This is a genomic window from Sphingomonas sp. CARO-RG-8B-R24-01, from assembly GCF_022662295.1.
Classification (GTDB): Bacteria; Pseudomonadota; Alphaproteobacteria; order Sphingomonadales; family Sphingomonadaceae; genus Sphingomonas.
The window spans coordinates 24,327-44,257 of sequence record NZ_JAKNQI010000007.1; the positions used below are offsets into that span (position 1 = coordinate 24,327).

A 19,931-nucleotide genomic window follows, 5' to 3' on the forward strand; every position below is an offset into this window, starting at 1 on the left:
TCAACTCCTCATCAATTCATGCGCGGCGCGTGCGACCGCGATCGCGGTGTAATCCCGGTTATAATCGGCGATCACCTGCACCCCGATCGGCAGGCCGTCGGGATCGGTCCCGATCCGCACGCTGGTGGCGGGAAGCATCGGGAACGTGGCGAGACCGGGATAGGCCATCTGGACCCCCGCCGGTGTGTCCTGCCCGTCGATCGTCGCGATGCGAGTCATCAGCGGGGTGTCGTCGTGGGCGTAAGCGGTGGTGCCCCAGATCGGTGCGATCACCGCCTCATAGTGCGTGAACAGGCGCGCCCAGTTGCGGCGGGACTTGGCCTGCGCGTCGATCAGCGTGAACCAGTCGGGAAGCACGAGCGGCTGACCGCCTTCCATCGGCGCGCCGCGCGCCATCGCGACGACGAGCATGTGGATATAGGCGCCGTGTTGCGCGACAAGATCGGGCAGGAGCGTGCTGGCGTCGTCGACCTGCGCGCCCGCCGCCCGGAAGGCTTCGCCCACCGCGGCGATAGCGGTCTGGATCGTGGCTTGCGACTTTGCTAGCGGGTGTTCGGGGAGCAGCAGGATCCGCCAGTCACCGGGCGCTCGCGGGGCGGGTCTTGCGAGCGCGTCGCCGCCCATGACGCCGAACAGGGCTTCCAGATCGTCGGGGTCGCGGGCGAGCGGGCCGACGACGTTGAGGGCTACGCCACAACTGTGTGTTCTCGGGAAGTTATGGCCGAAGGATGACAGCGCGTTGTAGGTTGGCTTGTGACCCCACACGCCACAGAAGGCGGCGGGGAGGCGGATCGAGCCGCCGATGTCCGAGCCGATCTCGATGGGGACGAAGCCTGCTGCGAGGGCTGCTGCTGCGCCGCCTGACGAGCCGCCGGGGACGCGGCTGTGGTCGAGCGGGTTGCGGGTGCGGCCATAGACCGGGTTGTTGGTCTGGAGGTCGGCGAGAGCGACGGGGACGTTGGTTTTTCCCAGGATGACTGCGCCGGCGTTTTTGAGGCGGGTGACCTGGACTGCGTCTTCGGTTGCCGTGAAGTCGGCGTGTTCGGGGAAGCCCCAGCAGGTTGCGAGACCGGCTACGTCGAAGCTTTCCTTGACCGTCATGGGGACGCCTAGGAGGGGGCGGGTGGAGTCTTTGGGGGCGGCGTCGATTGCGCGCGCGGCTTCGCGGGCTCGGTCGAAATCGCGGACGACGACGGCGTTTATGGTGGTGTCGCCGGATTCGATGCGGGTGATGGCGGTTTCGCATTCCGCGAGCGCGGTGGTTTCACCCGCGCGGATCGCGGCGGCGGTTTGCAGGGCGGTTTTCACTTCTCCCTCTCCCCGCTTGCGGGGAGAGGGCCGGGGAGAGGGGCAGTACAGCAGAGCGACCTCTCTGTACTGCCCCTCTCCCGCGCTTCGGCTGCGCCTCGCTTGCCCTCTCCCCGCAAGCGGGGAGAGGGAGAAGAAGCTGCTTCACTTACTGTTCTCCCGCGCAGGCGGGAGCCCAGGGTATCAAACGCTGCGCGCGTAATCCTGGGCCCCCGCCTGCGCGGGGGAACAATGCGACCGGGCGCCACGGTCGCACCCTTACCCATTGAACCGGCCACCGCTCTCTGCCTTGCTCCTTAGCAGTTCCGCCACCGCGAACCCGTGCTTCTCCAGCCCGCTGACGATCGTCTTGAGCCCCTCGCTATCCGCCCAGAACATCGGCCCGCCGCGATAGACTGGCCAGCCGTAGCCGTAGATCCACACCACATCGATATCGCTCGCGCGCTGCGCCATCTTCTCCTCGAGGATCAGCGCGCCTTCGTTGACCATCGTGTAGAGCGTCTTCTCGACGATCTCCTGGTCGCTGATCTCGCGCTTTTGCAGGTTCGATTTCGAGCGGAAGTCCTCGATGATCTCGGCGACCCGCGGCGAGGGCGTCGGGTTCCGCTTCTCGTCGTAATCGTAGAAGCCCTTGCCGGTTTTCTGCCCCCAGCGGCCCTCGGCGGCGAGCGCGTCGCGGATGTTCTCGATCCGGGTGGGGTCGCGGTGCCAGCCGATGTCTACGCCGGCGAGGTCGCTCATCTGGAACGGGCCCATCGGCATGCCGAACGCGACATGGACCTTGTCGATCTGCTCGGGCGTCGCGCCTTCCATCAGCAGCTTCATCGCCTCGACCTGGCGGGGCTTGAGCATCCGGTTGCCGATGAACCCGTCGCACACGCCCGCGACCACCGCGACCTTCCGGATCGTCTTGGACAGCGACATCACGGTTGCGAGCACATCGTCCTCGGTCTGCGCGCCGCGCACCACCTCGAGCAGTTTCATCACGTTGGCGGGCGAGAAGAAGTGCATGCCGACGACGTCGCCGGGCCGCTTGGTAACCGAGGCGATCTCCTCGATGTCGAGATACGAGGTGTTCGACGCGAGGATCGCGCCGGGCTTGGCGATCGCGTCGAGCCGGGTGAAGATCTCCTTCTTCACGCCCATGTCCTCATACACCGCCTCGATGATGAGATCGCAGTCCGCGAGCGCGTCGAAGTCGAGCGTCGGGGTGAGCGCGCCCATCGCGGCTTCGACCTGGTCGGGCTTCAGGCGGCCCTTGGCGGCGGAGGCTTCGTAATTCTTGCGGATCGTGCCGGCACCGCGGTCGAGCGCTTCCTGCGCCATTTCGACGATCGTCACCGGGATGCCCGCGGACAGGAAGTTCATCGAGATGCCGCCGCCCATCGTGCCCGCGCCGATCACGCCGACGCGCTTGATTTCGCGGAGCGGGATCTTGGGGTCGATGCCGTCGATCTTGGCGGCCTGGCGTTCGGCGAAGAAGATGTGGCGCTGCGCGGCGGACTGGACGCCCATCATCAGCTTCATGAATTCCTGCCGTTCGAACGCGATACCCTCGTCGAAGCTCGAACCGTCGGTCGCTTTCTCGACGCAGGCGATGTTGGCGGCGGGGGCGTCGAAGCCGCGGAAGCGCTTGGCGTTGTCCTTCTTGAACTGGGCGACCGCTTCGGGATCGGCCTGCGCCACCTTGTCGCGCGCGCGGGGCAGGGGCCTGGCGTCGGCGACTTCGCGCGCGAAGGCAATCGCATCGGCTTCGAGGCTGTCTTCGTTGGCAAGTCGGTCGATCAGCCCGGCGGACAGCGCGAGCTTGGCGGGGATCGGGTCGCCCTTGGCGGTGAGTTCGAGCGCGAGCTTGACGCCTGCGATGCGCGGCAGGCGCTGCGTCCCGCCCGCACCGGGGAGCAGGCCGAGCTTGACCTCGGGGGTGCCGATCTTCGCGCTGGGTACCGCGATGCGATAATGGCAGCCGAGCGTCACCTCGCACCCGCCGCCGAGCGCAGTGCCGTGGATCGCGGCGATGACGGGCTTGTCCGAGGCTTCGATCATGTCGACCACGGTCGGGAGGCCGGGCTCCTGCATCGGTTTGCCGAACTCGGTGATGTCCGCGCCCGCGAAGAAGGTGCGGCCGTCGCAACGGATCACCATCGCCTTGACCTGCGGGTTGGCGAGGCCTTCCTTGATCCCGGCTTCGAGGCCCTGGCGGACGGCAGCGCCGAGCGCGTTGACCGGCGGGTTGTTCGAGAGGATGACGAGGACGTCGTCGTGAAGCTGGGTGGTGATCGGGCCGGTCATCGTCTTCTCTCCTGTTTCTTCCCCGGCGAAGGCCGGGGCCCAGTCGCGGAGGTTTTTGTAATTCGGCGCAGCGCCCGCCAACTCAGGTGGCGCTACTGGGCCCCGGCCTTCGCCGGGGAAGCGAAAGGTTCAGGTCAATGCGCGTGCGTCGACCGGCGGGTTGTTGGAGATGATGACGAGGACGTCGTCGTGGAGCTGGGTGGTGATCGGGCCGGTCATCGTCTTCTCCTGTTTGCTTCCCCGGCGAAGGCCGGGGCCCAGTCGCGGAGGTTTTTGTAACTGTGCGCAGCGCCAGCCAGCTCAGGTGGCGCTTCTGGGCCCCGGCCTTCGCCGGGGAAGTGAAAGGGTCAGGTCAACGCACTGTAAATCAACGTTTTAAGCTCGCGGCGGATCGGGTAGAGGCTGGACGGCGACAGCTGCGTCATGAACACCATGTGCAATTGTTCGACCGGATCGATGAAGAAGGCGGTGGAGAACATCCCGCCCCAATAATATTCGCCGACCGAGCCGGGGATCATCGAGCGCGCGACGTCGATATTGACCGCGAAGCCGAGGCCGAAGCCCGTCCCCGCATTCGCCGCCTCGCTGAACAGCGACTTGGACATTTTCGACAGGTCGGACCCGCCGGGCAGATGGTTGACCGTCATCAGCGCGATCGTCTTGCGGCCGATGATACGGGTGCCCTCAAGCTCGCCGCCGCCCAGCAGCATCGAACAAAAACGGTGATAGTCGAGCGCAGTCGAGACCAGACCGCCGCCGCCCGACACGAGTTTGGGCGCGCGGCTCCACGCGCTGGCAGCGCCCCGGTCGTAAAGGATGCGGCCCTTGCCGGGGACGAAGGTGTAGCAGTCTGTAAGGCGGTCGATCTTGTCCTCGGGGACGTGGAAGAAAGTGTCGTCCATTCCGAGCGGCGCGAAGATGCGGTCGCGGAAGAAGGTCTCGAGCGGCACGCCCGACACGCGCTGGACGACCGCGCCGAGCACGTCGGTCGCGACCGAGTAATTCCAGGCATCGCCCGGCGAGAATTCGAGCGGCAGCTTGGCGAGCGCGGCGATGAAGCCGTCGAGGTCGTGGTTGCCGTGCCAGCTTTCGAGCTTCCCCTCGCGATGCGCGGCGTCGATGTTGGTGCGGTTCTGGAAGCCGTAGGTGAGCCCCGCGGTGTGGCGCAGCAGGTCGATCATCCGCATCGGCTCGGCGGTCGGCCGGGTCTGGAACGGCACGCCGCCACCGCCGCCGGCATAGACGCCGACGCCCTTAAACTCGGGGAGGACGTGATGAACCGGCGTGTCGAGCGCGACCCGACCCTCCTCGACCAGCATCATGAACGCGACGGAAGTGACCGGCTTGGTCATGCTCGCGATCCGGAACAGCGAATGCTGGTCGATCGGTGCGGCCTCGCCCTCGCGCGCCGGGCCGAGCGAAGAAAAATGCGCGATTTCGCCGCCTTGCGCGATCAGGATCTGCGCGTGCGGGAGCCTGCCGGTGTCGAGGTAACGCTCCTGAAGAAACGCATCGACCGCTGCGAGGCGGCGTATGTCGAATCGACTGGCGGCGGACGTGGCGAACTTCATCTCGGCTTCCATACCCCCCGTTCGAAACGCTTGTCACCCTATTGCCTTGAGCGGCGCCCAAATCAACACTAACCTGTGCGAAACAGGATCACGCGGCAAACCCGACCTTCAACTTCGGGTCCGCGCGCCGTCAGGAGAGAGTCGTCTTGGATATGCAACCGCTTGTCGCGCTGGACCCGGCCTGGCCCCGGATGACGCTCGCCGATGCCGCCGCCGCGCTGACCGCGGCGGGGACGAAGTTCGAGATGGAGACGGTCGAGGTCGAGGGCGTGCCGACTCGCGTGTGGAAACATGCGCCGCCGTCGCTCGGCTGGCTCGCCGCGGCGTCGCGCGCGCATGGGGCTCGGGTGTTCACGGTCTATGAGGACGAGCGCGTAACGTATGACGCCAATGCGCGCGCGGTGGCGGCGCTTGCGCAGGCGTTGCGCGCGCGCGGCGTGGCGAAGGGCGACCGGATCGGGCTGGCGATGCGCAATCTGCCCGAATGGCCGGTGATCTTCTTCGCCGCCGCGAGCGTGGGGGCGATCGTCGTGCCGCTCAACGCGTGGTGGACCGCAGGGGAGCTTGCGTACGGGATCACCGACTCGGGGTGCCGGATGCTGTTCGTCGACGACGAGCGCTATCGGCGGCTGGTGGAGCATGGGGTGGCGTTCCCCGCGGTGGAGACGACGGTCGTCGCACGTGCCTCCGCGCCGCTGGCTGGGAATGCCGAGCGGCTGGAGGATCTGATCGGCACGCCGCACGATTACGCCACGCTTCCCGAGCCGATGTGGCCGGAGGTGCCAGTCGCCCCGGATGATCCCGCAACGATCTTCTACACCAGCGGCACCACCGGCGCGCCCAAGGGGGCGCTCGGGTCGCATCGAAACCTGACGACAAACATCCTGTCGGCGGCCTATTCCTCCGCGCGCGCGAGCTTGCGGCGTGGCGAGACCCCGCCCGAGCCCACGCCCAAGACGCTGCTGATGGTGATTCCGCTGTTCCACGTCACCGCTTGCTCGGCGACGATGATGGGGTCGATCGCGGCGGGGAACACGCTCGTGTTCATGCGCAAGTGGGATACGGTGCGCGCGATGGAGCTGATCGAGACCGAGCGCGTCCATATGACCGGGGGCGTGCCGACGATCGCGTGGCAGATCCTCGAACATCCCGATCGGTCGCGCTACGATCTCTCCTCGCTCGAGGCGATCGCTTATGGCGGCGCACCGTCCGCGCCCGAGCTGGTACGGCGGATCTATACCGAATTCGGCGCGCTGCCCGGCAATGGCTGGGGGATGACCGAGACGATGGCGACCGTCACCAGCCATGCCGGCGAGGATTATCTCAACCGCCCGACCAGTGCGGGCCCGCCGGTCGCGGTCGCGGACCTGCGTATCATGGACGAAGCGGGCGAGCAGGAACTCCCCATCGGCGAAGTCGGCGAATTGTGGGCGCGCGGGGCGATGATCGTGAAGGGCTATTGGAACAAGCCCGAGGCGACCGCCGAGACGTTCGTGAACGGCTGGGTCCGCACCGGCGACCTCGCGCGAGTGGACGAAGAGGGGTTCGTCTATATCGTCGACCGCGCCAAGGACATGATCATCCGCGGCGGCGAGAACATCTATTCGTCCGAGGTCGAGAACGTCCTCTACGCGCACCCCGCGGTCACCGATTGCGCGCTGATCGGCGTGCCGCACCGGACGCTGGGGGAGGAGCCGGTCGCGGTCGTCCACCTCGCCGCGGGCAAGACCGCGACCGAGGCGGAGCTCAAGCAATGGGTCAAGGATCGGCTGGCGATCTTCAAGACCCCCGTCGCGATCCGCTTCGTGCCCGCGACGCTGCCGCGCAACGCCAATGGCAAGATCCTCAAGAAGGACCTGAAGGCGCTGTTCGCGGATCGGTTCGAAGCCGCGGCCTGACCCTGCGGAAGGGGTAGGCGCGCGGCGGTCGGCGCAGTATCGGGCGGCATGTCCTTGCGTCGACGTCTGTTCTTCCCCCTGGCGTGGCTGCGCCGCCAGATCCGCGCGAGCGAGTTCGCGCTGATCGTGCTCGCCGTGGTGATCGGCGCAGCGTCCGGCTTGTGTACGGTCGTTCTCGGCGCGCTGGCGCGGACCCTGCAGCACTGGATGTTCGCCCTGCCGCGCGGCCAGCGGCTCAGCGCGGTCGCGTCGCTCGGCTGGGCGCCGTTGGCGATGCTGCCGGTCGGCGGCGCGGTGCTGTCGATCTTTTCCTGGGGCGTGCGCAGCAAGCGACGGCGGATGGTCGACGCGGTCGAGGCGAATGCGCTGCACGGCGGACGCATGTCGGTGTCGGACAGCCTCGTCGTGTCGGGACAGACCGTCATCTCGAACGGCTTCGGCGCGTCGGTCGGGCTCGAGGCGGCCTATGCACAAATGGGTGGCGTGATCGCATCGGTCACCGGCGCGGCATTGCAACTGCGGCGCAGCGACCTGCGCAATCTGGTCGGCGCGGGGGCGGGGGCGTCGATCGCGGCCGCATTCGGCGCGCCGCTCACCGGCGCCTTCTACGCGTTCGAGATCGTGATCGGCGCCTACACCCCCTCGGCGATCGCCCCGATCGCGGCGGCGGCGATCGCGGCGGTGTTCGTGTCGCAGCTGTTCGGCGCCCAGCCCTACATCATCGACTCGCTTTCGGGATTGCCCGCGGAATCGCACCATTACCTGCTGTACGCCGGGCTTGGCGGGGTCTGCGCACTGTTCGGCATCGCGTTGATGCGCCTGGTCGCACTGGTCGAGCAGGGATCGCGGATGGCCCCGGTGCCGGACTGGGCACGCCCGATGCTCGGCGGGGCGTTGCTGATGCCGATCGCCTTCTGGTCGCCGCAAGTGCTGTCGGCGGGACATGGCGCGCTTCACATGGATATTGCGGTGGGGGCGTCGCTCGGCTTCGTCGCGCTGGTGTTCCTGGCCAAGGCGTCGGCGTCGATCGTCTCGCTCGGGTTCGGCTATCGCGGCGGCCTGTTCTTCGCCTCGTTGTTCCTGGGAACGCTGGTCGGGCATCTGTTCGCCGGCGTCCTGGAGATAATCGCGGGCTATCCGGTGGTCGATCCGCACAATGCCGCGATGGTGGGCATGGCCGCGCTCGCCGTGGCGGTGGTTGGCGGGCCAATGACGATGGCGATGCTCGTGCTGGAAGCGACACAGGATTTCGCACTGACCGGCGCGGTGCTCGCGGCGGCCCTGGTGTCGTCGACGATCGTACGCGAGACGTTCGGCTACTCGTTCTCGACCTGGCGGCTCCACCTGCGCGGCGAGACGATCAAGAGCGCGCGCGACATCGGCTGGATCCGCGCGCTCACGGTCGACAAGATGATGCGGCGCGAGACCCGCGCGACCGACTGCGAGATCAGCATCGGGGAATTCCGCCAGCGTTTTCCGCTCGGGTCGGCCAGCCGTGTCGTGCTGGTCAATGCCGCGCACCATTATGCCGGGATCGTCCAGACACCGGCGGCCTATGCCGACGGGCTCGATCCAGCCGTCGGCGTGGGGTCCATCGCGATCAATGCGGATGCCGCGCTCGCGGTCGATATGGATATCGTCACCGTGATGAAGCGCTTCGACGCGAGCGGCGCGGACGAACTCGCGGTGCTCGATTCGGATCGGCACGTGGTGGGGATCCTGTCGGAATCCTACGTACGGCGACGCTATGCCGAAGAGCTCGAAAAGGCGCAGAACGATTTGTTCGGGGAGCGGTGAGCGGGGCTTGGCCGGACAAGCCCTACGGTACGCGGATGGCGGACCCCGTGTGCCGCGAGCGAAGGAATGCGCCCTTTTGACGATGGCCCGAGCGCCGATTTCTCAGCGTTTTTCTATTGCGTTCAATCCTGTCGACGGCTTTATTCGGATTGTTGCGGCGCAACACGTTTTGTAAGCACACGACCGTCGGGGCCAGACTGAGCGATCCTCGGGAAACCGGCTGAGCGAATACGGGTTACGGGGTCTGATTTCCACGGCGGCTGCCGGCGGGAATTTTGAAAGTCGCGCGGTGTTCGGCGCGGCTCCCGGGCGAGAGCACAGGAAGCGTATCATGTCCTTGTTTGCAGGCTTACGGAAAATTCACAGCAATGTGATCGTGCTGGCGCTGTTGATCGTCGGCGCGCTCGAGCGCGCGGCATGGCTCATTTTGCGTCCCGAAGCGCGATGGGCGTCGGGCGAGGCGCTGAACGTCGCGGCATCGGTCGCGCGGGACGGGACGATCGGCGACGTCTTCGCGCGCGGGAGCGGACTGACCGCGCACTTCACCCCGATCCTGCCGTTTGTGGCCGGCTATATCTATCGGGTCTTCGGGCTCCATTCGCCGACCGCCGAGTTCCTGCTGGCAACCATGTCGATCAGCATGGTGTTGGGCTCCGGATATCTGCTGTTCCTGTGCCTCGAAAGGCTCGGTACCCCGAAGCCCTGGCGGTTGGCGGCGCTCGCGATCTTCTGCCTCATTCCCCTCTTTCCCGATCTGGAGACGACCAGTTTCCGGATCTGGGAAGGCGCGCTGGCCGCATTGCTGGGCGCGTGGGTGCTGCTGCGTGTCCTGAACGCCGAGCTCGCGGAGGATCGCACGCTTCGCACCTGGGGGATTACCTGCGCGATTGCATCGATCCTGTTCTTCCTCAATCCTGCGCTCGGCGTCGCTGGGTTCGCCATGCTCGGGATCTGGCTGATCCGCCAATGCCCGCTGCGTGCGTGGCTTCCGTTCGTCGTCAGCGCGGTCGTAATCCTGGTGGCCGTGCTGACGCCCTGGACGGTCCGCAACTACGAGGCGTTCGGACGATTCATCCCGCTGCGGAGCAACATGGGGCTCGAACTCGCCCTCGCAAACCACCCCGCTGCGGTCAGCGGCGACAATCAGGTCGACGTGTTCCGCAATCGGCTGCGGGAAATCCATCCGCAGGAAAGCCAGGCTGCATTCGACCGAATGCAGGCGATGGGCGGGGAGCGGGTCTATGCCGATCGTCTCGGCGATGAAGCGAAGCAGTGGATCCGGGCCCATCCGGCCCAGTTCGCAACATTGTCGCTACGCCACGTCGTGCAGTTCTACTTTCCGCCGGCATGGCAGTGGGACATTTATGGCGGGCTCAACCGCGCCATCGTGGTGAAGCTGGCGCTGGTCTGGACGCTGGCGGCGCTGGGCCTCATCGCCGCGCTGGCCAGCCTCGTCCTCTGGCGCGGCCGGTATCTGTACCCGGCGATGCTCGTGCTCGTCACGGCACTGCCCTATGCGATGGTGCAGCCGGTCTTGCGGTATCACTACCTGATCCACGGCATCACGCTGTTCCTCGGCATCGAACTCATTCGACGCTGCGTCGCAGCCGTGATGCCGGGACGGCAGCGCGCGGGTTAACCGCGCGCGCCAGGTGCCGGATAGGCGAGATAGGCCAGCCGCCGTACTTCGAGGCGGCCCCGCACGACCGTATCCAGGATCAGCCCGGTAAAGCCGTTGAGCGCCGCGAGGATCACCAGGCCCGAGATCAGGATGAAGGTCGGGAAGCGCGGGACCAGCCCGGTCTCGAAATAGGTGACCGCCAGGGGCACCGCGAGGATCGCGGCGAGCAGCAGGAAGACCGCGCCGATCGCGCCGAAGAACAACACCGGCCGCTCGATCCGGTACAGCGCCAGGATCGTGCGGAGGATGCGCCAGCCGTCGCGATACGTCGACAGCTTGGAGGTGGACCCCTCCGGGCGGGCGTAATACGGCGTTTCGATCTCGGCCACCGGCATCTTGAGTTCGAGCGCATGGACGCTGATCTCTGTCTCGATCTCGAACCCGGCGGACAGGGACGGGAAGCTCTTGGTAAAGCGGCGCGAGAACACGCGATAACCGGACAGGATATCGGTGAACGACCGGCCGAACAGCTTCGCCAGCATGCCGGTAAGCAACGCGTTGCCGAAGCGATGCCCGCGGCGATATGATTCCTGCACCTCGCTGATGCGCGATCCGACGATCATGTCGAGCTGTTCGTCCACCAGCCGCGCGACCAGCGCGGGCGCGGACGCTGCGTCATAGGTCGCATCGCCGTCCGCCATGACATAAATGTCGGCATCGATGTCGGCGAACATCCGGCGGACCACCGCACCCTTGCCCTGGATCCGCTCGCGACGGACGACGGCTCCGGCGGCGCGGGCAACCTCGACCGTGCGGTCGCTGCTGTTGTTGTCGTAGACATAGATGATCGCACCCGGCAGCGCAGCGCGAAATCCGGCGACGGTCTGCGCGATCGCAGCTTCTTCGTTATAGCATGGCAACAATACGGCAATCGACGGCGCGGTCATCACGAACTCCCTAAACTCGGCCTGGACGTCCCCGCGTCAGGGATTTCCGACTCGGCCGATAGCTCGTGCGACGCGCCGATGCCACCGCTGAGACGCAGTTTTGCGGCCGATGCGGCAACTATTCGGCATGGCGCGCGCGCCGCGCCATATCGGGTATGGCGCGTACGCCACGTCGTGACGGTCAGCGGTGGTCGGCGTCTTCGGGCGCGATCGCTTCCTCCAGTTCACTGGATCGACGCTTCAACCGGATCGCCTCGTCGATCAGTTCGGCTGCATGCTCGGTATCGCGTTCCCGGACCGCGAAGGTGACGCAATTCATCGCCTCGCGGTGCAAGCGGGTTGCTCGGGACGTGGAACGGTCGATTTTCTGGGGCATGGGTCTTCAAATCGGTCATCGGGAAAGTGCTGAAAAAAGCGTTCGTCGTTCAATAGGTTCCCGTAGATTTGCTGGATCGGGCCAGGATGGTCGCCCGATCCGCCAGGGCACGCCGCGGGCCCCCGTGCCGCACCTCAGATCTGTCCATGGAGCCGCAGGCCGAGCACGGCGACGGGGCCGCGATCCCGGTTGTAGGCGGGATGATCGATCGCCTGGACGTCCGCGCTCAGATGGATCGCCTTGCGGACGGCGAGATCGTAATAGAGCTCGACGATGTCTTCGCTGCCGTAACGGGCAAGGCTGCCGTCGCCGACCAGGATGCCGAGGCCGCCGGCCGCGAGAAACCGCTGGCGGGCCTGCGACGCGGCGTTGACGACCAGCGCCACGCCGACACGGTCGTTGACCCGCCCCCAGCGTTCCCCGGCCAGCGAAACGCCGCCCGAGACGCTGCGATCGACGTCGGTGAATTCGAACGCCTCGTAGCGGCCGTCGGCGAACCCCGCGCGCGCGAACACGCCGAGCGTGGGCGTTACCGCCTGTTCCAGGTTGAGGCTCACCCCGGCGCGGGTCGCGAAGCGCCGGACCAGCGCGGGATCGGCGGGGAGGCCGGTGGCAGTGGACAGGGCGACCGCATCGTCGAGCCGTGCCATCAGGCCGTGATTGGCAAAGGCGGTCAGTTTGATCTTGCCCGGCTGGCCGCCGAGCTGATGGCGTTCCTCGATCTCGCCGACCAGTTCGTATTGGCGAAAGCCGGTGCCGATCCTTTCGCTGTTGGGCACGGTCGACAGATTGAGCAGCCCGGCGCGAACCGCGAACCGCCCGCGATACAGTTCGGCGGTGCCGCCCGTGGTGTAGCCCCATGCATCGGCGGCGTAATCGAACGCGCCCGCCTCGATCACCGTCCAGTTGAGAAAGTCGCCACGCGGGTCGTGCGCGTAGCTGTTGGTGTCGAAGACATCGCCGACGCTGATCTTGCCGACCGTCAGGACGAGCCGGTCTGTGCGCCGATCCCCGCCGAGCTGGTTGAGATCGGCGGCGACAGGCTCGGACGCGCCGCCGAGGCCGATCGTCTGCCGCAGGAACAGCCGCTGCAACCGGAAATAGGGAGCCTGCTTCCCGACCTTATAGGCCTCGCCGCTCGGGAAGCCGGCCGCGCCGAGCGTATTGGCGAGGCCGAACCCCTGGTCGATTTCGGGATTGATCCACAGTTCGGCGCCTTTCCAGGGACGGACGCCGGCGTAGACGGTAAAATCCGTCGTTTCGCGCGCGTCCCCGCCGGAGCGCAAGCTGTTGGGGCCGTCGGCGGCAGCACGAAAGGCGGGCTGTGCCTGCCCGACGAAGGTGAATTGCGCATGCAGGTCAAAACGTTCGGGGGCCGCGCTGTCGTCGGGCGTCGCGGGCTTGGGCGCGACCGGCGTCGATCCGGCGGGCGCGGAGGATCCGGCCTGCGCGAGCAGGGGTGTCGCGACAATGCCGAGCGCCATCGGTGCGACACGACACAGCAGCCGCAAGCTCGGGAGGATCATGACGCACTTCCTGCTTTTCTACGGGCACCGCGAACGGTCCGGCGGCGAAACGCTACCGGCCACCGAGTCGTCACCGCCCCGTAGAGGAGGGGCCGTAGCCGGTCAAAGCCGCCCGGCGGTCTTGCGCCCCGGCGCGGAGCAACGCGGTCGTCCGGACCGGCGCGTGCAGCGCGATTGCGGAACGGGCGAATGACGCTAGGGTCGCGATCATGGCAGAACGAGACGATATCCCATCAGGCGCCTTCGGGCCAGCAGGTGCCTTCGGGCTGGCCCCTTCGGGCGGCGAGCCGGAGGACGAGGCGCGGATCGCGCTGCGGCGCGACCGGCTGCTGGCGGCCCTGACCCTCACGGCGGGTGTGGGGCTGGCATTGGCGACACCGTTCGCGCTCAAGGCGGGGGCGGAGTTCTTCCTGCCGACCACCGCCGCGCTGGTGATCGCGATTTCGCTGGTGCCGGTGCTCGAATGGCTCGAGCGACGGCGGGTGCCCTCTGCGCTCGCGGCGCTGACGTGCGTGTTGCTGTTTTTGGTCGCGGCAAACGTCGCGCTGGCCGCAATCATCGTGCCGGCGACCGAATTCTTCCGCCGGCTGCCCGAGCGGATCGACCGGATCCAGATGAACATCGCGCCACTGATCGACCTGTATTCGAGCTTCGAGAAATATCTCAACCGCACGGTCCAGCACCTCGCCGCCGCCGGCCCGGTCAAGACGCCGCAGACCGCCGCCGTGGCCCCTCCGAGCTCGATCCTCGAGCTTGCCGCGTCCTCGGCCCCGTCGGTGATCATCCAGGTGTTCTTCGGCGTGCTGGTCGTGTTCTTCTTCCTGTCGGGCTGGACCCGGCTGCGGCAGCGCACCATCACCAGCCGCTCGAGCTTCGGTGGGGCCATGGCGACGGCGCGGGTGATCCAGAACGTGGTCGACGACACGTCGGCCTATCTGGGGACGATCACGATCATCAACCTGACCCTCGGCGTCGCGATCGCGGGCGTGCTGTACGTGATGGGGATGCCCTATCCGCTGATGTGGGGCGGGATCGTCGCGTTGCTCAACTACGTCCCCTATTTCGGCCCGATCGCGGCGGCGGGGCTGCTCGCGCTGGGCGGGCTGATGACGTTCCACGACATCTGGGTCGCGCTGCTGCCCGCCTTCATCATGATCGGCTGCCATCTGGTCGAGGCGAATGCGATCACCCCGTTGATCGTCGGGCACCGGCTGACCATCAACCCGATCCTCATTCTCGTCTCGATCAGTTTCTGGTCGTGGGTGTGGGGAACGGCGGGCACGTTGCTAGCGGTGCCGTTGCTGATCATCCTGCAGACGGTCGTGCGTGCCGCGGGCAAGCCCGATATCGCCGGTTTCCTGTTCGAACACGGCACGCTGACGAAGCACGGCCAGCCAAATTTCACGGCATCGTCTTCGGATGCAGAAACGGTTGTTGACAGGGTAGGGGGTGTCGCTTAGGAGCCGCGCCTCACGCTTCTCAAGCGGGTGTAGCTCAGTTGGTTAGAGCGCCGGCCTGTCACGCCGGAGGTCGCGGGTTCGAGCCCCGTCACTCGCGCCATTCTCCCGATTTTCGGTGCGGAATGGCTCGGGAAATGTCATGATCCGGTTTCTCGGGCCCGTCGGGTCCGATCTACGCGGGTGTAGCTCAGTTGGTTAGAGCGCCGGCCTGTCACGCCGGAGGTCGCGGGTTCGAGCCCCGTCACTCGCGCCATTCCCTACCGGGAATGGCGCCCTGGGCCGAGGCCCGTTCAGCCCCAGCGGCCGGTTTCCATCCACGCCAGCATCCTGCGCAGCGGCAGCACCCAGATCCACGCGATTCCCGCGACCAGATAATAGAGCGCCTGCAAGAGCGGGTGCCATTTCCCGACCACGCCCGACAGGCTTGCGGCGAGCACGCACCAGATCGTGACGAGCGCCAGCATCGCGAGCATGCCCACGGGTTTGCGCCAGCTCGGGTTCATTCTGCTCGGTCCATCGGTCGGGCGATCCATCCACGTTCGGTAATGATCGCGTGGAGCGGCATGTCCCACGCGTCGGTCGGGACGGTGTCGACCTGTTGCACGCTCCAGGCAACCCCGATCCGCCGGGCGTCGGGATAAGCGTCGAATGCGCGGTCGTAATAGCCGGCGCCCTGGCCGAGCCGGTCGAGCTTCGCATCGAACGCGAGCAGCGGGGTGAGGATGATGTCGGGAGTCAGGACCGGGGAGCCGGCGTGCGGCTGGCTGAGGCCGAACGGGCCGGGGTGGAGGTCGTCCACCGGATCCCAGGCGAGGAAGCGCATCGGCTCGGCGCGCGTCGTGACGTGCGGGAGCGCGATGCGACAGCCCGCCGCCAGCGCCGCGCGGGCGAGCGGGGCAGGGTCTGCCTCGCTACCCACGGGGATGTACGCGGTGACGGTGAGGCCGGGCTTCAGAAGCGCCAGAAAGGGGCCAGGCGGGGTGAGTTCGGGGGGGGCGGCGGCGTGGAACGCGTCGCGGGTGGCGCGGATACGCGCGCGGAGCGCGGGTTTGTCGATTGCGGGGGGCGTCATCTGCTCGGTGATAGGCCGAAGCCGTGGCGGGCGTCGATAGCCACGCGCGCACTCCTCTGCGCCCCGTCACCCTGAACGTGTTTCAGGGGCCACCGTGGTGCGCGCTCTCCGGCCGCAGGCGTGGCGGCACGGTGGATCCCGAAACGAGTTCAGGATGACGGCTGTGGGGGGATGTGGTGCTATCTCAGCGAGGGCGCCGTCGCTACGAGCGTTTAGTGGCTCGCGCCTCTACCACGACGCGAACAAACGCAACTCCAATAAGCGGGTGGCGGGACCGCCGTGGCCGTGTGCCGGGTTATCCTCTGACGCACGGTACGTCAGGTGGGGATCATGTGCGTCGGGCCAGGGCCCGGGCAGGGACAACCCCCTTGGATGAAGAATAGCCTCAGGGATAATAAAGGCTCGTACCGGGCAGTGCCCGCCGCCGTCCGATATAGGCGCTTCGCGGTTATTGCTCAAGGCGCTCGGCGAGCATTTCGAGCTGTTCCGCGATCAGCCCGAGCAACACCTCGTCGTGGGACACGGCGGGGGCGGCGGCGGGGCGGCGCTTGGCCTCGTCGAGGCTGTCCGCGAGCATCAGCGCGACGAACAGCATCGTCCGCTCGCCGCTCAGTCCGCCCGAGGCTTTCTCGGCCGTCGGATAGTTGGCGGCGAGCATCGCGCCGAGATGGCGCAGATGGTCCTCCTGCCCGTCGGGGCAAGCGACGGTGTGGCGGCGCGTGCCGAACGTGAGCGTGACTTCGGCCATCAGGCGTCCCCCCGCTCGGCGGCATCGCTCGGAGCCTCGGCCGTATCGGCGGCGTCGGCGGCGGCGAGGACCGTGTCGAGCGTCGCGATCGCCTGGGTCATCCGGTCGCGCAACACGTCGTGGCGCTGTTCCAGCGTGGTCAGGGCGTCGGCGCGACGGCGCGTTGCGATATCGATTCGCGTGAGCGCATCCTCGATCCGGTCGATCATGCGCTTGTGCGCGTCTTCGGGCGAGAGCACGTCCGGTGCCGCCGGCGTCGTCGCCCCTGCGGCCGAAGGCGCGGGGGGTTGGAGGGGACGATCAGGCGATACTGCTGGGGGTGCCGGGTTGGCGATGGGGTCTGCCATCGTCGCGAGATAGCATGGGACTGGCTTGCGACAAGGCGCATTTGTGACGTCTTTGCGTCATGCCGGGCGGTTGACGCGCTGGCTTGCGCCCCGCAAAGACGCGCTCGTCCCATAGGAGTCGGCGCTGGCCCATGCCGCGCCGAGCATGAGCTTGAGGAGCGCAGCACGATGACGGTCAAGGTAGCGATCAACGGTTTCGGGCGCATCGGTCGCCTTGTCGCGCGCGCCATTCTCGAACGCGCCGACTGCGGGCTCGAACTCGTCACGATCAACGACCTCGCCGATGCCAAGTCGAACGCGTGGCTGTTCAGCCGCGACTCGGTCCACGGCAAATATCCGGGCGACGTCTCGGCCGAGGGCAACGACCTGGTCGTCGACGGCAAGCGCATCCGCGTCACCGCCGAGCGCGACCCCGCCAATCTGCCGCACGCCGAGCAGGGCATCGACATCGTGCTCGAATGCACCGGCTTCTTCACCGATCGCGAGAGCTGCCAGAAGCATCTCGACGCGGGTGCCAAGAAGGTGCTGATTTCGGCACCCGGCAAGGGCGTCGACCTGACGGTCGTCTACGGCGTCAACCATGACAAGCTGACCGCCGAGCACACGATCGTGTCGAACGCGTCGTGCACCACCAACTGCCTCGCGCCCGTCGCCAAGGTCCTCAACGACGCGATCGGGATCGAGCGCGGGCTGATGACCACGATCCACGCCTATACCAACGACCAGAAGATCCTCGACCAGATCCACCCCGATCTGCGCCGCGCCCGCGCTGCCGCAATGTCGATGATCCCGACCACGACGGGTGCCGCGCGTGCGGTCGGCGAAGTGCTGCCCGAGCTCAAGGGCAAGCTCGACGGCTCGGCGGTGCGCGTTCCCGTTCCGGACGGCAGCCTGATCGACCTGACCTTCATGCCGTCGCGCGAGACCACCAAGGAGGAGGTCAATGCGATCCTGAAGGCAGCGGCGGAAAGCGGTCCGCTCAAGGGCGTGCTGGTCTTCTCGGACGAGCCGCTGGTGTCGATCGATATCGTGCATACCCCCGCCTCGTCGACGATCGACAGCCTCGAGACGGCGGTGATGGACGGCAAGCTGGTCCGCGTCGTCAGCTGGTATGACAATGAGTGGGGCTTCTCGAACCGCATGGTCGATACCGCGGGGGCGATGGGCAAGTTCCTCTGATGGCGACTGCCGTCACCCCGGCGCAGGCCGGGGCCGCTGCGTCTTTGGGCACGGTGCCCGACAACGAGACGGCCCCGGCCTTCGCCGGGGTGACGGGTGGCGTTCTGGCGGGGATCGCCCGCCACGGCCGGCCCAAAGGCCCGATGGAGACCGTCGACCACGTCGACGTGACGCTGGAAGGCGGGATCCACGGCGATTTCCGCGGGACGATCAAGCCCGGTGGAAAGGGGCGGCGCCAGGTGACGCTGCTCGAGCGCCGTGACTGGGACGCCGCGATGGCTGAGGTGGGGCATAGCCTGCCCTGGTATGAACGGCGCGCCAATCTACTGGTCGACGGGCTCGATCTCCCACAGGTGCCGGGAACGCGGTTGCGGATCGGCGATACGGTCGAAGTGATGATCACGCGCGAAACCGATCCGTGCGAGCGGATGGAAGCGCTCGCGGCGGGCCTGCGCGCGGCGATGACACCCGACTGGCGCGGCGGCGCATGTTCGCGCGTTCTGGTCGGCGGGACGATCCGCGTCGGCGACACGATTTTGGTTCTCGAGGAGTGACGGACGACATGACACGGGCCTTCAAGACGCTGGACGATATCGGCGCAGAGATCGGTGACGTGCGCGGCAAGCGCGTGCTGGTCCGCGAGGATCTCAACGTGCCGATGCAGGACGGCGCGGTCAGCGACGACACGCGGCTGCGCGCGACGCTGCCGACCGTCACCGAGCTGGCCGACAAGGGCGCGATCGTCCTCATCCTAGCGCATTTCGGGCGGCCCAAGGGCACGCCTTCCGCCGAGCTGTCGCTCAAGCAACTGGTCGAGCCTTATGCCAACGTGCTCGGACGGCCGGTCCAATATGTCGACTGGGAAGGCGATGCGGCGGCGGTTGCCGCGCTTGCACCCGGCGATGTCGCGATTCTCGAAAATACGCGCTTCTTCGGCGGCGAGGAGAAGAACGATCCAGCGGTGGTCGATCGGTTCGCAGCGCTCGGCGACCTGTACGTCAACGACGCCTTCTCCGCCGCGCACCGCGCGCATGCCTCGACCGAGGGCCTCGCGCACAAGCTGCCCGCTTTCGCTGGCCGCGCGATGGAGGCCGAACTCGATGCGCTCGACAAGGCGCTCGGCAACCCCGAGCATCCGGTTGCTGCGGTCGTCGGCGGGGCGAAGGTTTCGACCAAGCTCGACGTGCTCAAGCATCTCGTGACCAAGGTCGATCACCTCATCATCGGCGGCGGGATGGCGAACACCTTCCTCGCGGCGCGCGGCGTGAACGTCGGCAAGTCACTGTGCGAGCATGAGCTGACCGGCACCGCGGACGAGATCTTCGCCGCGGCGGACAGCGCGAACTGCACGATCCATCTGCCGTATGACGTCGTCGTCGCGAAGGAATTCCGCGCCAACCCGCCGATCCGCACGGTCAACGTGCATGAGGTCGCGGCGGACGAGATGATCCTCGACATCGGGCCGGCAGCGACCGAGGCGCTGGCGGACGTACTCAAGAATTGCCGGACTCTGGTGTGGAACGGCCCGCTCGGCGCGTTCGAGACGCCGCCGTTCGATACCGCGACGGTGGCGCTTGCCAAGACCGCGGCGGCACTGACCAAGAGCGGATCGCTCGTTTCGGTCGCTGGCGGCGGGGATACCGTCGCCGCGCTCAACCAGGCGGGCGTGGCGGACGATTTCACCTTCGTCTCGACCGCGGGCGGCGCGTTCCTGGAATGGATGGAAGGCAAGGATCTCCCCGGCGTGGCGGCGCTCTCGCGGGGGTGATACCCGGTGCGCCGTCGCGCG

General features: G+C 67.1%; 17 protein-coding genes and 2 tRNA genes. 9 read left to right on the forward strand and 10 right to left on the reverse strand.

The genetic code is table 11. From position 1 onward, the window contains the following. From L8G49_RS14050 to L8G49_RS14060, 3 genes are all read right to left on the reverse strand, one after another. Positions 1 to 1,308: an amidase family protein gene (locus L8G49_RS14050; RefSeq protein WP_242186424.1), complete on the reverse strand. Its 1,308-nt coding sequence runs from the start codon at positions 1,306 to 1,308 to the stop codon at positions 1 to 3. A 258-nt stretch (positions 1,309 to 1,566) separates the two neighbouring features. Next, on the reverse strand, positions 1,567 to 3,600 hold the full coding sequence (locus L8G49_RS14055) for a 3-hydroxyacyl-CoA dehydrogenase NAD-binding domain-containing protein (protein WP_242186425.1): 2,034 nt from the start codon (positions 3,598 to 3,600) through the stop codon (positions 1,567 to 1,569). A 347-nt stretch (positions 3,601 to 3,947) separates the two neighbouring features. Beyond that, on the reverse strand, positions 3,948 to 5,183 hold the full coding sequence (locus tag L8G49_RS14060) for a serine hydrolase domain-containing protein (protein ID WP_242186427.1): 1,236 nt from the start codon (positions 5,181 to 5,183) through the stop codon (positions 3,948 to 3,950). A gap of 140 nt (positions 5,184 to 5,323) precedes the next feature. Between L8G49_RS14060 and L8G49_RS14065 the strand changes: the two genes are divergently transcribed. From L8G49_RS14065 to L8G49_RS14075, 3 genes are all read left to right on the forward strand, one after another. Beyond that, the gene (locus L8G49_RS14065) at positions 5,324 to 7,069 is read left to right on the forward strand and encodes a class I adenylate-forming enzyme family protein (RefSeq protein WP_242186631.1); all 1,746 of its coding nucleotides are present in this window, start codon (positions 5,324 to 5,326) and stop codon (positions 7,067 to 7,069) included. Positions 7,070 to 7,117: 48 nt separating this feature from the next. Beyond that, positions 7,118 to 8,866 carry a chloride channel protein gene (locus tag L8G49_RS14070; RefSeq protein WP_242186428.1) on the forward strand — a complete coding sequence of 583 codons (1,749 nt, stop codon included), beginning with the start codon at positions 7,118 to 7,120 and terminating at the stop codon, positions 8,864 to 8,866. Positions 8,867 to 9,197: 331 nt separating this feature from the next. Continuing rightward, complete coding sequence (locus L8G49_RS14075) at positions 9,198 to 10,505, forward strand: DUF2079 domain-containing protein (protein ID WP_242139223.1); 1,308 nt, start codon at positions 9,198 to 9,200, stop codon at positions 10,503 to 10,505. Here L8G49_RS14075 and L8G49_RS14080 read toward each other — a convergent pair. The 3 genes from L8G49_RS14080 to L8G49_RS14090 form a co-directional block, all read right to left on the reverse strand. Beyond that, the gene (locus tag L8G49_RS14080; RefSeq protein ID WP_242139221.1) at positions 10,502 to 11,434 is read right to left on the reverse strand and encodes a glycosyltransferase family 2 protein; all 933 of its coding nucleotides are present in this window, start codon (positions 11,432 to 11,434) and stop codon (positions 10,502 to 10,504) included. The genes L8G49_RS14075 and L8G49_RS14080 overlap by 4 nt on opposite strands. A gap of 181 nt (positions 11,435 to 11,615) precedes the next feature. After that, positions 11,616 to 11,810 (reverse strand): hypothetical protein, encoded by a 195-nt coding sequence (locus L8G49_RS14085; protein WP_242186430.1) that lies wholly within the window; start codon positions 11,808 to 11,810, stop codon positions 11,616 to 11,618. A 134-nt stretch (positions 11,811 to 11,944) separates the two neighbouring features. Further along, positions 11,945 to 13,336 carry a carbohydrate porin gene (locus L8G49_RS14090; RefSeq protein ID WP_242186432.1) on the reverse strand — a complete coding sequence of 464 codons (1,392 nt, stop codon included), beginning with the start codon at positions 13,334 to 13,336 and terminating at the stop codon, positions 11,945 to 11,947. A gap of 209 nt (positions 13,337 to 13,545) precedes the next feature. On the opposite strand from L8G49_RS14090, the gene L8G49_RS14095 reads away from it, so the two are divergent. From L8G49_RS14095 to L8G49_RS14105, 3 genes are all read left to right on the forward strand, one after another. Further along, positions 13,546 to 14,796, forward strand: coding sequence for an AI-2E family transporter (locus L8G49_RS14095; RefSeq protein WP_242186434.1), 1,251 nt, complete (start codon positions 13,546 to 13,548; stop codon positions 14,794 to 14,796). Positions 14,797 to 14,819: 23 nt separating this feature from the next. After that, positions 14,820 to 14,896 (forward strand) — tRNA-Asp (locus tag L8G49_RS14100). Between the two features lie 76 nt (positions 14,897 to 14,972). Then, positions 14,973 to 15,049, forward strand: a tRNA-Asp gene (locus L8G49_RS14105). Positions 15,050 to 15,086: 37 nt separating this feature from the next. On the opposite strand, the gene L8G49_RS14110 is transcribed toward L8G49_RS14105, so the two are convergent. The 4 genes from L8G49_RS14110 to L8G49_RS14125 form a co-directional block, all read right to left on the reverse strand. Continuing rightward, complete coding sequence (locus L8G49_RS14110) at positions 15,087 to 15,299, reverse strand: DUF2842 domain-containing protein (RefSeq protein ID WP_242186435.1); 213 nt, start codon at positions 15,297 to 15,299, stop codon at positions 15,087 to 15,089. Further along, the gene (locus L8G49_RS14115; protein WP_242186436.1) at positions 15,296 to 15,868 is read right to left on the reverse strand and encodes a 5-formyltetrahydrofolate cyclo-ligase; all 573 of its coding nucleotides are present in this window, start codon (positions 15,866 to 15,868) and stop codon (positions 15,296 to 15,298) included. The genes L8G49_RS14110 and L8G49_RS14115 overlap by 4 nt, the downstream gene beginning before the upstream one ends. A 448-nt stretch (positions 15,869 to 16,316) precedes the next feature. Further along, positions 16,317 to 16,616: a cell division protein ZapA gene (locus L8G49_RS14120; protein WP_242186437.1), complete on the reverse strand. Its 300-nt coding sequence runs from the start codon at positions 16,614 to 16,616 to the stop codon at positions 16,317 to 16,319. Then, positions 16,616 to 16,963 carry a hypothetical protein gene (locus L8G49_RS14125; protein ID WP_242186438.1) on the reverse strand — a complete coding sequence of 116 codons (348 nt, stop codon included), beginning with the start codon at positions 16,961 to 16,963 and terminating at the stop codon, positions 16,616 to 16,618. The genes L8G49_RS14120 and L8G49_RS14125 overlap by 1 nt, the downstream gene beginning before the upstream one ends. 168 nt (positions 16,964 to 17,131) lie before the next feature. On the opposite strand from L8G49_RS14125, the gene gap reads away from it, so the two are divergent. The 3 genes from gap to L8G49_RS14140 all read left to right on the forward strand — a co-directional run bounded on the left by gap (position 17,132) and on the right by L8G49_RS14140 (position 19,910). Beyond that, entirely contained in the window at positions 17,132 to 18,142 is a 1,011-nt protein-coding gene (gene gap, locus L8G49_RS14130; RefSeq protein WP_242186439.1) for a type I glyceraldehyde-3-phosphate dehydrogenase, read from the forward strand. A gap of 143 nt (positions 18,143 to 18,285) precedes the next feature. Continuing rightward, the gene (locus L8G49_RS14135) at positions 18,286 to 18,696 is read left to right on the forward strand and encodes an MOSC domain-containing protein (RefSeq protein ID WP_242186632.1); all 411 of its coding nucleotides are present in this window, start codon (positions 18,286 to 18,288) and stop codon (positions 18,694 to 18,696) included. Between the two features lie 8 nt (positions 18,697 to 18,704). Beyond that, a complete protein-coding gene (locus L8G49_RS14140) occupies positions 18,705 to 19,910 on the forward strand; it encodes a phosphoglycerate kinase (RefSeq protein WP_242186440.1) in 1,206 nt (401 codons plus the stop codon). The last annotated feature ends 21 nt before the right edge of the window (positions 19,911 to 19,931 follow it).

Excerpts from the sequence above, each read along its gene's own strand:
- L8G49_RS14135 (WP_242186632.1), top strand. The coding sequence starts at position 18,286 with ATGGAGACCGTCGACCACGTCGACGTGACGCTGGAAGGCGGGATCCAC.
- L8G49_RS14110 (WP_242186435.1), bottom strand. The coding sequence starts at position 15,299 with ATGAACCCGAGCTGGCGCAAACCCGTGGGCATGCTCGCGATGCTGGCG.
- L8G49_RS14095 (WP_242186434.1), top strand. The coding sequence starts at position 13,546 with ATGGCAGAACGAGACGATATCCCATCAGGCGCCTTCGGGCCAGCAGGT.
- L8G49_RS14140 (WP_242186440.1), top strand. The coding sequence starts at position 18,705 with ATGACACGGGCCTTCAAGACGCTGGACGATATCGGCGCAGAGATCGGT.
- L8G49_RS14055 (WP_242186425.1), bottom strand. The coding sequence starts at position 3,600 with ATGACCGGCCCGATCACCACCCAGCTTCACGACGACGTCCTCGTCATC.
- L8G49_RS14115 (WP_242186436.1), bottom strand. The coding sequence starts at position 15,868 with ATGACGCCCCCCGCAATCGACAAACCCGCGCTCCGCGCGCGTATCCGC.
- L8G49_RS14120 (WP_242186437.1), bottom strand. The coding sequence starts at position 16,616 with ATGGCCGAAGTCACGCTCACGTTCGGCACGCGCCGCCACACCGTCGCT.
- L8G49_RS14070 (WP_242186428.1), top strand. The coding sequence starts at position 7,118 with ATGTCCTTGCGTCGACGTCTGTTCTTCCCCCTGGCGTGGCTGCGCCGC.
- gap (WP_242186439.1), top strand. The coding sequence starts at position 17,132 with ATGACGGTCAAGGTAGCGATCAACGGTTTCGGGCGCATCGGTCGCCTT.
- L8G49_RS14065 (WP_242186631.1), top strand. The coding sequence starts at position 5,324 with ATGCAACCGCTTGTCGCGCTGGACCCGGCCTGGCCCCGGATGACGCTC.
- L8G49_RS14075 (WP_242139223.1), top strand. The coding sequence starts at position 9,198 with ATGTCCTTGTTTGCAGGCTTACGGAAAATTCACAGCAATGTGATCGTG.
- L8G49_RS14060 (WP_242186427.1), bottom strand. The coding sequence starts at position 5,183 with ATGGAAGCCGAGATGAAGTTCGCCACGTCCGCCGCCAGTCGATTCGAC.
- L8G49_RS14125 (WP_242186438.1), bottom strand. The coding sequence starts at position 16,963 with ATGGCAGACCCCATCGCCAACCCGGCACCCCCAGCAGTATCGCCTGAT.
- L8G49_RS14080 (WP_242139221.1), bottom strand. The coding sequence starts at position 11,434 with ATGACCGCGCCGTCGATTGCCGTATTGTTGCCATGCTATAACGAAGAA.
- L8G49_RS14085 (WP_242186430.1), bottom strand. The coding sequence starts at position 11,810 with ATGCCCCAGAAAATCGACCGTTCCACGTCCCGAGCAACCCGCTTGCAC.
- L8G49_RS14090 (WP_242186432.1), bottom strand. The coding sequence starts at position 13,336 with ATGATCCTCCCGAGCTTGCGGCTGCTGTGTCGTGTCGCACCGATGGCG.